Annotated in this window: 10 protein-coding genes; 6 read left to right on the forward strand and 4 right to left on the reverse strand. The window is 59.6% G+C overall.

Features of this window, described 5'->3' with window-relative positions:
- The first annotated feature begins 168 nt into the window (after nt 1-168).
- From EHN06_RS09950 to EHN06_RS09975, 6 genes are all read left to right on the forward strand, one after another.
- The gene (locus EHN06_RS09950) at nt 169-1773 is read left to right on the forward strand and encodes a BCCT family transporter (RefSeq protein WP_127332441.1); all 1605 of its coding nucleotides are present in this window, start codon (nt 169-171) and stop codon (nt 1771-1773) included.
- A 178-nt stretch (nt 1774-1951) separates the two neighbouring features.
- Nucleotides 1952-2503 carry a formate dehydrogenase subunit gamma gene (locus EHN06_RS09955; RefSeq protein WP_127332442.1) on the forward strand — a complete coding sequence of 184 codons (552 nt, stop codon included), beginning with the start codon at nt 1952-1954 and terminating at the stop codon, nt 2501-2503.
- Nucleotides 2496-4091: a formate dehydrogenase beta subunit gene (locus tag EHN06_RS09960; protein ID WP_127332443.1), complete on the forward strand. Its 1596-nt coding sequence runs from the start codon at nt 2496-2498 to the stop codon at nt 4089-4091. The genes EHN06_RS09955 and EHN06_RS09960 overlap by 8 nt, the downstream gene beginning before the upstream one ends.
- Nucleotides 4092-4093: 2 nt before the next feature.
- Entirely contained in the window at nt 4094-6946 is a 2853-nt protein-coding gene (gene fdhF, locus EHN06_RS09965; protein WP_127332444.1) for a formate dehydrogenase subunit alpha, read from the forward strand.
- A gap of 19 nt (nt 6947-6965) precedes the next feature.
- Nucleotides 6966-8528, forward strand: a complete 1563-nt coding sequence (locus tag EHN06_RS09970; RefSeq protein WP_127332445.1) for a Re/Si-specific NAD(P)(+) transhydrogenase subunit alpha — start codon at nt 6966-6968, stop codon at nt 8526-8528.
- A 12-nt stretch (nt 8529-8540) separates the two neighbouring features.
- Entirely contained in the window at nt 8541-9941 is a 1401-nt protein-coding gene (locus EHN06_RS09975) for an NAD(P)(+) transhydrogenase (Re/Si-specific) subunit beta (protein WP_127332446.1), read from the forward strand.
- Here EHN06_RS09975 and EHN06_RS09980 read toward each other — a convergent pair.
- From EHN06_RS09980 to EHN06_RS09990, 4 genes are all read right to left on the reverse strand, one after another.
- Complete coding sequence (locus EHN06_RS09980) at nt 9931-11184, reverse strand: MFS transporter (protein WP_127332447.1); 1254 nt, start codon at nt 11182-11184, stop codon at nt 9931-9933. The two genes, EHN06_RS09975 and EHN06_RS09980, sit on opposite strands and share 11 nt — an antisense overlap.
- A 127-nt stretch (nt 11185-11311) precedes the next feature.
- Nucleotides 11312-12313 (reverse strand): methyl-accepting chemotaxis protein, encoded by a 1002-nt coding sequence (locus EHN06_RS21450; protein WP_228257448.1) that lies wholly within the window; start codon nt 12311-12313, stop codon nt 11312-11314.
- 65 nt (nt 12314-12378) lie between these two features.
- A complete protein-coding gene (locus EHN06_RS21455; protein WP_228257449.1) occupies nt 12379-12978 on the reverse strand; it encodes a hypothetical protein in 600 nt (199 codons plus the stop codon).
- A gap of 170 nt (nt 12979-13148) precedes the next feature.
- A complete protein-coding gene (locus EHN06_RS09990; protein ID WP_228257450.1) occupies nt 13149-13640 on the reverse strand; it encodes a hypothetical protein in 492 nt (163 codons plus the stop codon).
- Between the last annotated feature and the right edge of the window lie 368 nt (nt 13641-14008).

The following is a 14008-nucleotide window of genomic DNA, read 5'->3' on the forward strand; positions in this document are numbered from 1 at the left end:
TGGCCTTATCTGCAATGCCATACCATGATTCTCGCCCGGGACAGATCGGATTGGCTGGCAGCACGGTAACCGTGCTCAGGTAAACCCCGACATGCAGGCCTTATTCGATATGGCCTCGGGCTCTCAAAACAACAACGCGATAACAACGAATTATCCTGGAGAGCCCTTATGACCGAACGTGTGCAACCCTCGGTCGACGCTGATCGTCCTTACGACGACGTCGATTACCAGATCGGGCAAGACAATATCCAAGTTGCCGGATTTGACATCCACAACCCGGTGTTTGGCATCAGTGCCGCCCTCATCCTTGTTTTTGTCGTAGGTACCCTGCTCGCGACCGAAGCGGCTAACGGCATGCTGTTGGGCGCCCGCGGTTGGGTGATTGAGCACTTCGACTGGCTGTTTATGGCCGGCGGCAACCTGTTTGTGATTTTCTGCCTGGCGTTAATTATCCTGCCAGTCAGCAAGGTCCGCATTGGTGGTGACAACGCCAAACCGGAGTTTTCCACGCTGTCCTGGTTTTCAATGTTGTTTGCGGCGGGCATGGGCATCGGCCTGATGTTCTGGAGCGTCGCTGAACCCGTCGCCTATTTTACCGACTGGTATGGCACCCCGCTTGGTGTGGCCGCCAATACCGCCGAAGGTAAATCCATGGCTTTGGGCGCCACCATGTTCCATTGGGGGCTCCATCCCTGGGCCATGTACGGCATAGTCGGCCTTTCGCTGGCATTTTTTGCCTATAACAAAGGATTGCCATTAACGATTCGTTCCGCATTTTACCCGATTCTGGGAAATCTTATTTGGGGGCCAATTGGTCATGTAATCGATATTGTTGCCGTGTTGGCGACCATCTTCGGTCTGGCGACGTCGCTTGGCCTTGGCGCGCAACAGGCCGCCAGTGGCCTGGCTTACCTCGGTATCGTGGAGAACGGCATCGGTACGCAGATCGGATTGATCGCATTCATCACCGCCATTGCCGTTTTTTCCGTGGTTCGTGGTCTGCATGGCGGCGTAAAACTGCTCAGCAACATCAACATGGTCATTGCGTTCGTTTTGTTGCTTTTCGTCATTCTCGTCGGTTCCGTCAGTGGCTTCTTCGCCAATCTTTTTGATCTGTTCTGGTCCTACGGGAAGAACATTCTGCCGCTCAGCAACTGGGTGGGCCGTGAAGACGAAACCTGGTTCCATGGCTGGACCGTGTTCTACTGGGCCTGGTGGATCTCCTGGTCGCCTTTCGTCGGCATGTTCATCGCCCGTGTGTCCAAAGGCCGTACCGTGCGTGAATTCATGCTCGCGGTGTTGATTATCCCGACCCTGGTTTGTGGCATCTGGGTGACTGCGTTCGGCGGCAACGCGCTGGATCAAATCCAGGCTCAAGTGGGTGCATTGAGCGGAGGGCTCACCGAAGTGCCGCTTGCCATGTTCCAGATGATGGAGAACATGCCGCTGACGTCTTTGATTTCTTTCCTCGCCATTGTCCTGGTGCTGGTGTTCTTTGTGACCTCCTCGGACTCGGGATCGCTGGTGATTGATGGTATTACCGCCGGTGGCAAACAGGATGCCCCCGTCGCCCAACGCGTGTTCTGGGCGACCATGGAAGGGGTGATTGCCGCCACCCTGTTGTTCGGCGGTGGTGCACAGGCGCTGAACGCGCTCCAAGCGGGGGCTGTTACCGCCGGTTTGCCGTTCGCCGTCATCCTCATCCTGATGTGCGTCAGTTTGTACAAGGGGTTGAACGGGGAGGCGAAGAGACAGCTTAAATACAGCGTGTAACTCACCTTCGGGGCGGAAGAGCGACATCCTGTCAGCTCTTCCGCCCACGCCCCGACCCGGGTACGTGCTTCAGCCGTTCATGCGTTCCCACGCTTGAATGTGTCGCAGGCAAGCAACCCGGCGCTTTCCCCAGGAATACAATATCCCCCTCAAGTGCAGAATTTTCCGGGTGACCAAAATGGACAAGACCACAGCCATCGACGTTCAGCATAAGGTGCGCCAGATCATCGCCGGCCTGAAACACAAGCCGGGCGCCCTTATGCCCATCCTGCATGCCATCAAGGACGAACTCGGCTACATTCCCGACAGCACCGTACCAACCATCGCCGAGGGCCTGCAGATTACCCGCGCCGAAGTTCACGGTGTGATCAGTTTCTATCACGATTTTCGCGCTACCGCCCCTGGCAAGCACGTTGTCCACATTTGCCGGGCGGAAGCCTGTCAGGCCCGCGGTTGCCGTACACTCGAACACCACGCCCAGCAGACACTCGGCGTCGACTACCACCAGACCACCCCGGATGGCGACATCACCCTGGAGGCCGCTTACTGCCTCGGAAACTGTGCCACCGGGCCGTCCGTCCGCGTAGGTGATGACATATACGGCCGTGTCACGCCGGCCCGTTTCGACGCCCTGATCGACCAGTTACAGACCGTGCCACTTTTCATCCGGACGGCGTCGGCAGGGGTTGATAGAGGGGCTGATAGAGAGGAGGGCAGCGCTCATGGTTAAAGTTTTTGTTCCAAGAGACACCACCGCCTTATCCCTCGGAGCCAATCAGGTCGCGGAGGCGCTGGAACAGGCCGAAAGCGGGCAGGGCACAGGTATCCAATTGATTCGCAACGGTTCGCGGGGCCTATTCTGGCTGGAGCCCCTGGTTGAGGTGGAGACCGACCAGGGCCGTGTCGCATACGGCCCCGTAGCTCCCGAAGACATCCCGGACTTGCTTGACCAGGGCCTGCTCGAAGGCAAACCCGGCCACCCTTTGTATCAGGGGCTGACCGAAGAGATCCCTTACCTGAAGAATCAACAGCGCCTGACCTTCAGACGGGCCGGCGTTATCGATCCTACCTCGCTGGACGATTATGTGCACCAGGGCGGCTACGTCGGCCTGCGTAAAGCCCTGGCCAGGATTCCGCAGGAGATCATCGACGAAGTGAAAGCCTCCGGCCTGCGTGGCCGGGGCGGGGCGGCCTTCCCGGCCGGCATCAAATGGCAGACCGTGCTCGATGCGGACGCGCGCTCGCCAAACAGCCCCTATTCCAATCGCAAATTCATCGTCTGCAACGCGGATGAGGGCGACTCCGGCACTTTCGCCGACCGCCTGGTGATGGAAGCCGATCCCTTCATGCTGATTGAAGGCATGACCATCGCCGGCCTCGCCGTCGGCGCGGACACCGGCTTCATCTACCTGCGCTCCGAATACCCGGTCGCTCACAAGATCCTGAACGAAGCCATCGCCACGGCCGAGGAAGCCGGCTACCTGGGTAACGATGTGCTGAAATCCGGCAAGGCCTTCCACCTGGAAGTACGTCTTGGTGCCGGTGCCTACATCTGTGGCGAGGAAACCTCGCTGCTCGATAGCCTGGAAGGCAAGCGCGGCCAGGTGCGCGTCAAACCGCCGCTGCCTGCTCTGAAAGGCGCCTTTGGCCAGCCGACGGTCGTTAACAACGTGCTCACCCTGGCCGCCGTACCCTTTATTCTCGCCGAAGGCGGCCAGGCTTACGCCGACTACGGCATGGGCCGTTCCCGGGGCACCCTGCCATTCCAGCTGACCGGCAACATTGAACGCGGCGGTGTGGTGGAACTCGCCTTCGGCATCACCCTGCGTGAGCTGCTGGAAGACTACGGCGGCGGCACTGCCTCTGGCCGGCCGATGCGTGCGGTCCAGGTCGGTGGCCCGCTGGGCGCCTACATGCCGGAAAGTCAGTGGGACACCCCGCTCGATTACGAAGCCTTTAGCGAGGTGGGCGCCGTGGTCGGCCACGGCGGCATCGTCGTGTTCGACGACACCGTGGACATGCTCGAACAGGCCCGCTTCGCCATGGAATTCTGCGCCGTCGAATCCTGCGGCAAATGCACCCCTTGTCGCATCGGTTCCACCCGTGGTGTGGAAGTCATCGACCGCATCCATGCCAATGAGCAACGGGATGACAACCTCATCCTGCTGGAAGAGCTTTGCGATACCCTGGAAGACGGCTCCCTCTGCGCCATGGGCGGGATGACGCCTAACCCGGTGCGCAGCGCCCTGCAGCACTTCCCGGACGACTTTCACCAAGACCGCCCTACTGCGTACCGCACGACGGCGGGGGAGGCCTGATCATGTTGCACATCTACGATCCGAATACCCGCTCTGACCGTGATCTGGGCACGCCGCCCCCGGTCGAGACCGGCGCTACCGTTAGCCTGACCATCGATGGCCAATCCGTTGCAGTGCCCGAAGGGACATCCGTGCTGCGCGCCGCCGCCATTGCCGGTATCCAGATTCCCAAGCTGTGCGCCACGGATAACCTGGAGGCCTTTGGCTCCTGCCGCCTGTGCGCGGTGGAGATCGAAGGCCGGCGCGGCCTACCGGCCTCCTGCACCACGCCGGTGGCCGAGGGCATGAGCGTCATCACCCAGAACGATCGTGTCGCCAAGCTGCGCCGCAACGTGATGGAATTGTATATCTCCGACCACCCACTGGACTGCCTGACCTGTCCGGCCAACGGCGATTGTGAACTGCAGGATATGGCGGGTGCCGTCGGTCTTCGGGAGGTGCGCTACGGCTACGAGGGCAAGAACCACCTCGAAGCCGAGAAGGACACCAGCAATCCTTACTTCACCTTTGATACCAGTAAATGCATTGTTTGCTCACGCTGCGTGCGGGCCTGCGAGGAAGTGCAGGGCACCTTTGCGCTGACCATCGACGGCCGGGGCTTTGATTCCAAGGTCGCGGCGGGCCAGGGCGAAGATTTCATGGACTCCGAATGCGTCTCCTGTGGCGCCTGCGTCCAGGCCTGCCCAACGGCAACGCTGATGGAAAATTCTGTGATCGACCAGGGCCAGCCGGAACACTCGGTGGTGACTACCTGTGCCTACTGCGGTGTCGGCTGCTCGTTCAAGGCCGAGATGAAAGGTAACACCGTGGTGCGCATGGTGCCGTTCAAGGATGGCCACGCCAACCACGGCCATTCCTGTGTAAAAGGTCGCTTCGCCTTTGGTTATGCCACCCATCCGGAACGGCTGACCAAGCCGATGATCCGCGACCACACCGACGAACCCTGGCGCGAAGTCAGTTGGGACGAGGCAATCCAGTTCGCGGCCGACCGCATCAGGGCCATACAGGCCAAATACGGTCAGAACAGCGTCGGTGGTATTACGTCCTCCCGTTGCACCAACGAGGAAGCCTACCTGGTGCAAAAACTGGTGCGCACTGCCTTCGGCAACAACAACACCGACACCTGTGCCCGCGTGTGCCATTCGCCGACCGGCTATGGCCTGAAACAGACCCTGGGGGAAAGCGCCGGCACCCAGACCTTTGATTCGGTGATGAAATCCGACGTCATTGTCGTTATCGGCGCAAACCCGACCGACGCCCACCCGGTGTTCGGCTCCCAGCTGCGCCGTCGTCTCCGCCAGTGCGCCAGGCTGATCGTCGCCGACCCGCGTTCCATCGATCTGCTGGATACCCCGCACGGCGGCGAGGCGCTCCATCTGCCGTTGCGTCCCGGGACCAACGTCGCCCTGATCAACGCTCTGGCGCATGTTGTCATCACCGAAGGACTGGAAGACCGCATGTTTATTGCCACCCGTTGCGACGGAGCCGAGTACGCTGCCTGGAATGCTTTCATCCGCGACGAACGGCATTCACCGGAAGCGACGGAAGACATCACCTGCGTTCCGGCTGAAAAAGTCCGCGAAGCGGCCCGGCTATACGCCCAGGCGGGTAACGGCGCCATCTACTACGGCCTGGGTGTGACTGAACACAGCCAGGGCTCAACCATGGTCATGGGCATCGCCAACCTCGCACTGGCCACCGGCAATATCGGCCGCGAAGGTGTGGGCGTCAACCCGCTGCGTGGCCAGAACAACGTCCAGGGTTCGTGTGACATGGGGAGCTTCCCCCATGAACTGCCGGGCTACCAGCACGTCTCCCGGGAAGGTCCACGCAAGGCCTTCGAAGACGCCTGGGGCGTCACGATCAACAGCGAACCCGGCCTGCGCATTCCCAATATGTTCGACGCCGCCATCGACGGCAGCTTCAAGGGCCTGTACGTGCAGGGCGAGGACATCGCGCAATCCGACCCCAACACCCACCATGTGGAACAGGCGCTGGGCTCGCTGGAATGCCTGATCGTTCAGGATCTCTTTCTGAACGAGACCGCCAAGTTCGCCCATGTGCTGCTGCCCGGCTCCTCGTTTCTGGAGAAAGACGGCACGTTCACCAACGCCGAACGACGCATCAACCGCGTGCGCAAGGTGATACCGCCGCTCGCCGGTAAGGGCGACTGGGAGGTTACCCAGGACCTGGCGAACGCCCTGGGTTATGCCATGCACTACGACCATCCGGAACAGATCATGGCCGAGATTGCCAGTCTGACGCCCAGCTTCCAGGGGGTGACTTACCAGAAGCTGGATGAGCTCGGCAGCATCCAATGGCCGTGTAACGATGACCATCCGAACGGTACTCCCATCATGCATGAGCAGGACTTTCCGATTGGCAAGGGCCGGTTCATGATCACCGACTACGTACCCACAACAGAGCGTGCCAACCGCCGGTTCCCTCTGCTGTTGACCACGGGCCGTATCCTCAGCCAATACAACGTAGGCGCCCAGACAAGACGCACCGACAACCAGGCCTGGCACGACCAGGACCGGCTGGAGTTGCACCCTCACGACGCCGAAGAGCGCGGTATCAATGACGGTGACTGGGTCGGCCTTACCAGCCGCTCAGGTAATACCGTGCTGCAGGCCAAAATCAGCACTCGCATGCAACCTGGTGTGGTCTACACCACCTTCCACCATCCCGTGAGCGGCGCCAACGTTATCACCACAGACAACTCGGACTGGGCCACCAACTGCCCGGAATACAAGGTGACCGCCGTACAGTGCGAAAAGGTCGCCCAACCTTCAGCGTGGCAACAGCGCCACAAGGCACAACATAAAAAACAATGGGGTTTCTACCATGGGTAATCCCAGTGGAGAGCACACGATGCGGATAGGTGTTCCGAAAGAAATTGACGAAGGGGAAAAACGCGTCGCGTTAACCCCTGATGTGGCGAGACAGCTAAAGGAGCTCGGCTTTACCCTGGCCATCGAAACCAATGCCGGCAAAGAGGCGAGTTTCGATGACGACCAATACCGTGAAGCCGGAGTTGAGATTATCGAGGATCCGAAAGAACTTTGGCATTCGTCCGACATTGTCATGAAAGTACGGCCGCCCAGCCAGCACCCGGAACTGGGCTTCTATGGCGTTGAGTTGCTGGGCAAGGGCCAGACGCTGATCAGTTTCCTCTATCCAGCGCAAAACCCCGAGCTGCTACAGGATTTGTCCAACCATGGCGTCACCGCCCTGGCCATGGACTCGGTGCCGCGAATTTCCCGCGCCCAGAAGATGGACGCACTGAGTTCCATGGCCAACATAGCGGGTTACCGCGCGGTAGTTGAGGCATCCCAGCACTTCGGCCGTTTCTTCACCGGGCAGATCACTGCTGCCGGTAAGATTCCCCCGGCCAAGGTGCTGGTGATCGGCGCCGGGGTGGCGGGGCTCGCTGCCATCGGTGCGGCCAAGAGCATGGGCGCCGTGGTGCGGGCCTTCGACACCCGCCCCGAAGTGAAGGAGCAGGTGGAGAGCATGGACGCGGAGTTCCTGATGCTCGATTTCGAAGGTGAGGACGGTAGCGGACAGGGCGGCTACGCCAAGACCATGAGCCCCGAGTTTATCGAAGCCGAGATGGCACTGTTCGCGGAGCAGGCCAAGGACGTTGATATCATCATCACCACGGCGCTGATCCCGGGCAAGCCGGCGCCGGAATTGATCACCGAGGACATGGTCGCCAGCATGAAACCGGGCAGCGTCATCGTCGACCTGGCGGCTGAAACCGGTGGCAACTGCAAGCTGACCGAAGCCGACCAGGTGGTGGTCAGGCACGGCGTTACCCTGATCGGCTACACCAACCTGCCGAGCCGCCTGGCGTCACAGGCCAGCCAGCTCTATGCCACCAACCTGCGCCACCTGCTGAGCGACCTGTGCCCGGAGAAGAACGGCGAGATTGTCGTCAACATGGAAGACGAGGTGATTCGCGGTGCCACCGTGGTGAAGGAAGGCGAGGTCACCTGGCCGCCGCCCGCCCCGCGCCTGTCGGCGGCGCCAAAGACCGACATGGGCGACAAGGCCCGGGTCGAGGTTGAAAAGGCGGAGCCCAAGCCGAAACACCCGCTGGCCTTCCTGGTCCCCGTGGCACTGGCAGGGCTCGGGCTGCTGGGCCTGGGCTCGGTGGCGCCGCCGGAGTTCATGGGGCACCTCACGGTTTTCGTGCTGTCCTGTTTCGTTGGCTACATGGTGATCTGGGGCGTGTCGCACTCGCTGCACACACCGCTGATGAGCGTCACCAACGCCATCAGTAGCATCATCGTCATTGGTGCACTGATGCAGATATCCAGCGAGCAACCCCTGGTGCTGATACTGGCTGTGTTGGCGGTGTTCATCACCAGCATCAATATCGTCGGCGGTTTCGCCGTTACCCAGCGCATGCTGAGAATGTTTCGGAAATAAGGGCGAATAACGATGATCACAGGCGTAATCACGGCTTCTTACATAGGGGCGAGCGCACTCTTCATTCTTGCGCTGGGTGGCCTCAGCCATCAGGAATCCGCACGTCGCGGCAACCTCTACGGTATGCTGGGCATGGGCCTGGCGTTGGTTGTTACGATTGTCGGTATCGTCACCAACAACTACCTCTTCCTGCTGCCAGGCATGGTCGCCGGTGGTGCTATCGGCTGGTATCTGGCAAAAAAGGTCGAGATGACCCAGATGCCTGAGCTGGTGGCAATCCTGCACAGCCTGGTGGGACTGGCTGCGGTCTTCGTCGGCTACGCCAACGCGCTGGGGCACAGCGACATCGGTGGTGTCGAGAAGACCATCCACGATATCGAAACCTACATCGGCATCCTGATTGGCGCGGTCACCTTCACCGGTTCCGTCGCAGCCTACCTCAAGCTGAGCGCCAGGATCAGCGGCAAGCCCCTGCAGCTACCGGGGCGGCACCTGTTCAACGCCGGCCTGGGTGTGCTGACTATCGTGTTCGGCGTGCTCTTCGTCGAACAGTCCGCCGCTGGCGGTGGCCTGCTCTGGCTCGTGCTGATGACCCTGGCCGCACTAGTGTTCGGCGTGCACATGGTCGTTGCCATCGGTGGGGCCGACATGCCGGTGGTGGTGTCGATGCTCAACAGCTATTCCGGTTGGGCCGCGGCAGCGATGGGCTTCATGCTGGGTAACGACTTGCTGATCGTGGTCGGCGCGCTGGTTGGCTCCAGTGGTGCCATCCTCAGCTACATCATGTGCCGTGCGATGAACCGCAAGTTCGTCAACGTCATCCTTGGCGGCTTTGGCGGTGGTTCGAGCAAGAGCGCTGCAGCGGGTTCGGAGGGAAATGCCGGCGATGTCCAGTCAATAGAGGCGGAAGGCGTCGCACACTTGCTGGAAAGCGCCAGGGAAGTGATGATCCTGCCGGGTTACGGCATGGCGGTCGCCCAGGCACAGCATACGGTCTTCGAGATTGCCACCAGACTGAGGGAGATGGGCGTCAACGTGCGCTTTGGCATCCACCCGGTGGCCGGCCGCATGCCGGGCCACATGAACGTGCTGCTGGCCGAGGCCAAGGTGCCCTATGACATCGTCTACGAGATGGACGAGATCAACAAGGACTTCCCGAATGTGGATGTCTCCGTGGTGATCGGCGCCAACGACATCGTCAACCCGGCGGCCCAGGAAGTACCGGACAGCCCCATCGCCGGCATGCCGGTCCTCGAACCCTGGAACGGCAAGACCACCATCGTGCTCAAACGCGGCATGGCCACCGGTTACGCCGGCGTCGACAACCCGCTGTTCTACAAGGAGAACACGCGCATGTTGTTTGGCGACGCCAAGGAAAGTGTTGATGCGGTACTGAAATTCCTCAGGGCTTGATGGCGGCTTGCCTGGAGGCCCACGCGAATCCAAGCAAGCCGACAATCGGACCGGGAACCAGTAACCAGGCCGCGTCGAGGCCAATATAGTCGAACAGGGCGGTGGTGGCTGCGATTGATACAACGGTAATAGCAAAGCCGATGGAATTCTGAATGGCCAGTGCAGCGCCGACCAGCTCCCGGGGGCAGGCCTGTGCTGACAGGGCAGAGAACTGGGGTGAGTCCGCCACGACCGTCGCTCCCCACAAAAGCAGGAGAACGCCCAGCCAGGCGGCTGGCAGGTCACGCCAGAACAGGACGAACACCAGGGCGCACACACCTGAAGAGGCCAGTGCACCGAGGGCTACCTTTGCGCTGCCAAGATGGCGTGACAGAACGCCGCCGATCAGACAACCCAGGGCGCCAACGCCAATGATACTGAAAGCCATACCCGAAACGCCGAGCCCGGAGAATTCGCTGGCAAGCACGGTGTTCGACACCAGCAGTGGCACCACGGTCCAGAACGCATACAGTTCCCACATGTGACCGAAGTACCCAAATGCGGCCGCACGGTACCGGTTAACTTTAAAGGCATCGAAAACGGTGGCGTGCCGTTCCTGCCTTCCGTGTTCGGGCGCTTTCCTAGAACGTACCTGCGGCAGGTGTGGTCCGTCCCCCAGAAGATGGATCAGCAGTGCACCCAACAGCGCAAGGAACGACGAGGCGAGAATAATGTACTGCCAGGGCAAATCCGCACCCGCTTCCCGCAACGCATGGGGTAGTGCCGTACCCAGTGTCAACATCGCAACCAGCTGAGCCAGGGCCTGGCCGGTTCGCTCTGGCGCCCAACTGACAATCAGCTTCATGCCCACCGGATAGATGCCCGCCAACGACAGGCCCACCAGGAAGCGGAACACAATGGCACTGGCAAGCCCTTCCGAAAGCCAGGCAAAACAGGCATTAAACAGTGCCCCGGCAATCGCGCTGCAAACGAAGATCACACTGGCGCGGTAGCGCTCTGCCAGCCCGCCAAGCGCCACGACCAATGTGCCGAGGATGAAGCCTCCCTGAACGGCGCTGGTCAACCAGCCGATGTCCGCAGCACTGATGTGCCAGCTGTTCATGAGGTCTTCTGTCGCACTATTGGCGCTGAACCAAAGTGAAGTACCGAACAGCTGGGCAATGGCGATCGTCGCCACCGGCCCGAACCAGCGTAATGGCCATGGGAGGTTGATGCTGCCTGTCTCGACTTTTCCCGACGTCATTCGTGTCCCATCCAATATCCAATGGCATTAAGGATTTTCTTTTAATCTGGAACACTTTATATCGTTTGTCTGTACATGGAACCAGGTGAATTTCTTCCCGCTCCCATTTAACCGGACTGCCCGGGGCTCACTGAAAACGACGAACCAGCGTGTTCATTTCCTCGGCCATACGGGCCAGCGATTGACCCGACTGGTTTACATGTGCGATGTCCGTCGTCAGTTCGTCGATGGCGGAACTGCTGGTTTCTACGTTCCTGGTCATCTCTGCCGCCGTCGCCCGTTGCTGTTCCGTGGCGCTGGCCACCTGAGTCGTCATCTCGACAATCCGGTTGACGGCACCGAGGATCTCGGACAGGGCAGCGCCGGATTTTCCGGCCTGGTCACTGGCTTCCTCCGCCATCTGGCGGGCCTTGCTCATATCAACCACCGCACCAGCTGCTCCGCTTTGCAGGTTGGACACTATCCGCTCGATATCCACGGTCGAGTCCTGAACCCATTTCGCCAACCCCCGTACTTCATCGGCAACCACCGAGAACCCGCGGCCAGCTTCACCTGCCCGGGCGGCTTCAATAGCGGCATTGAGCGCCAGCAGGTTGGTCTGTTCGGCAATGCTCTGGATCACCTCCAGCACACCGCCGATCTCACCGGACTCCTGCTCCAGGTTCTGGATGCGTTGGGCGCCTTCCTGAACCTGGCCCGAAAGCCGCGACACCGACTGGATCGCCTTACTGACCGTTGTCTGCCCGGTGTCCGCGAGTTGTATTGCCTGACGTGCGGACTGATCCGTATCGTTGGTATTGGAGGCGATTTCGTCCGAGGTGGACACCATTTCCTGCATGGCGGCGGACACCTGGGTGATCTGATCCCGCTGCTGTTCCGAGTTCGTGGTGGTTCGCTCGGTAATGCCGGACAGGGACTCGGATTCAGCAGCGAGTTTGCCGGAAGCCGTGGCAATGCCGGAGATGATCTCCTGCAGCGTTTCCAGGAACGCATTGACCGCTGCAATGAAATCGCCGATCTCGTCAGGCCGGCCACTGGTGAGGCGGGTCGCGACATTGCCCCGGTTATTGCCGATGTCCTCCAGGTATTGGAGGATTTCTCCACGGGCGCGTTTCACGCTATTTGCCATCGTTCGGCTCATCACAAAAGCAACCACCAGCCCGAGGACGACCGACGTTGCGAAGGCGGCAAGCGTCAGGCGCAGAGCGTTATCGGTTTCCGATTCCGCTTCTCGTGGATTAATTGTTCCAGGGAGACCCGAAGCGGGCTGTCGGGCTCCCGGTTGGTAATGCCGTCGATCGCCCTCCGCAAAGCCTCCGAAGCGGCTGGGCCGTATTCATCGAGTTCCTCGACGACAACCCGCCGCACCTCCTGTTTGGCGGGAACCAGATCTTCTTTGAACACACTGACGAATTTCGAAGTCGCCTGCTCGACCTGTTCAATCAGTGCTACCCGTTCCGCCGCCTGAATGTTGTTCCGGGCGGTTTCCAGCTCGCTGAAAAACTCGGCTTCAAGCTCCTCAAACCGGGACAGGATGTCGTCATTGCCGGTAGCGTAGTAATCGAACACCCACAATCTCAACTGGTAGAGATTAATAAGGACATTGGTTGCCACAGCCGTCTCGGGTGCCAGGTCCGTGGCGACAGTCCCCATGCGTTCATCCAGGCTTTGGAATTCCCGGACGCTGTAAAACGTCACCAGGGCAAACAGCAGCAGGATAAAAACCGGAGCAATCAACAACTTTCCACTGACACCGAGCCGGCGCTCAACGGATTTCAATAGTCTGACAGTCACAGTACATCCCCTTTGAAAATGCCTGATACTTCAGTCAACAAAGTTGGCCTTGCTGGCAATCAGCGGTGACAACTCTAGGTTCCAGTGTTTCAGACCACTCTCGCTGTAGACGTAGTGGCCGCTGAGGGATTTCAGGTGGGGGATACGGTCGGGCTTGACGTCCTTGAGAATCAGCGACGCCAGGCGGCAGCAGTCAGACCTTCCTGATGGGCGGAAATGGTGAACCCGCCGATGCTCTGTTTCTCACCGACAAAAATGTCCCAGAACGAGAACAGAGGCAGCTGCGCCTTATGGAAGGCTTCTTCCAACAGTTCCTGTGGTGTGACGTATTCGCCGTCCTGATCCCGGATCGTATGGTGGGTACCGAGCACCACTGCGTCGTAACGTTCGTGGGCGCCTGTGCCGCCATTTACACCAAGGAAGACAACCGGAATCTCCCTTTCCACCAGGTGGTCTGCCATCAGGGAGAAGGCATTGTCATCACCGAGGATGGCAACATCAGGTTCGATGTCTGCGATGGCCTTCTGGATATCCGCTACCTTCTTTGGCCATTCGGGTTTTGCCAGGCGTTTTGTATCCAGTTCGAAAACGTGGATATCGTGACTATCCCCCAAGCACAGATTGAACGGCGGCGATGTAATCCGCATCCCATTTGTATTCAATGTGATAGCTCTGGATGACGACAACGGTTTTAGCCAAACACAGGGGGCTGACCAGCACGAGAGCCAGGAGGAGAAAACGCATAGCTGTTCCTTATTATTATCCGGGCAACGTTGAAAAACAGAATTTCTAACGATGTGTTTTCCAGGCAGTTTTTATGGTTATTTGTGGTGTCAATACAGAAAGCGTGCCAGTTAGCCAACGTACTGTTTCACAAAGACTTTGGTTTTCTTGTGGGAGTATTTGTTTCTGCTTCTCTACATCAGGTGTCCGAATATAAGGACGGTTTCTGGCGGTTTGTCCTGTTTTTGTCCGTTATTCAGGACCCTGTGTCCGGAATTCCGGACTAACGGATCATCGCAGCATTAAG

The organism is Marinobacter sp. NP-4(2019) (assembly GCF_003994855.1).
In the GTDB taxonomy this organism is placed as follows: Bacteria; Pseudomonadota; Gammaproteobacteria; order Pseudomonadales; family Oleiphilaceae; genus Marinobacter.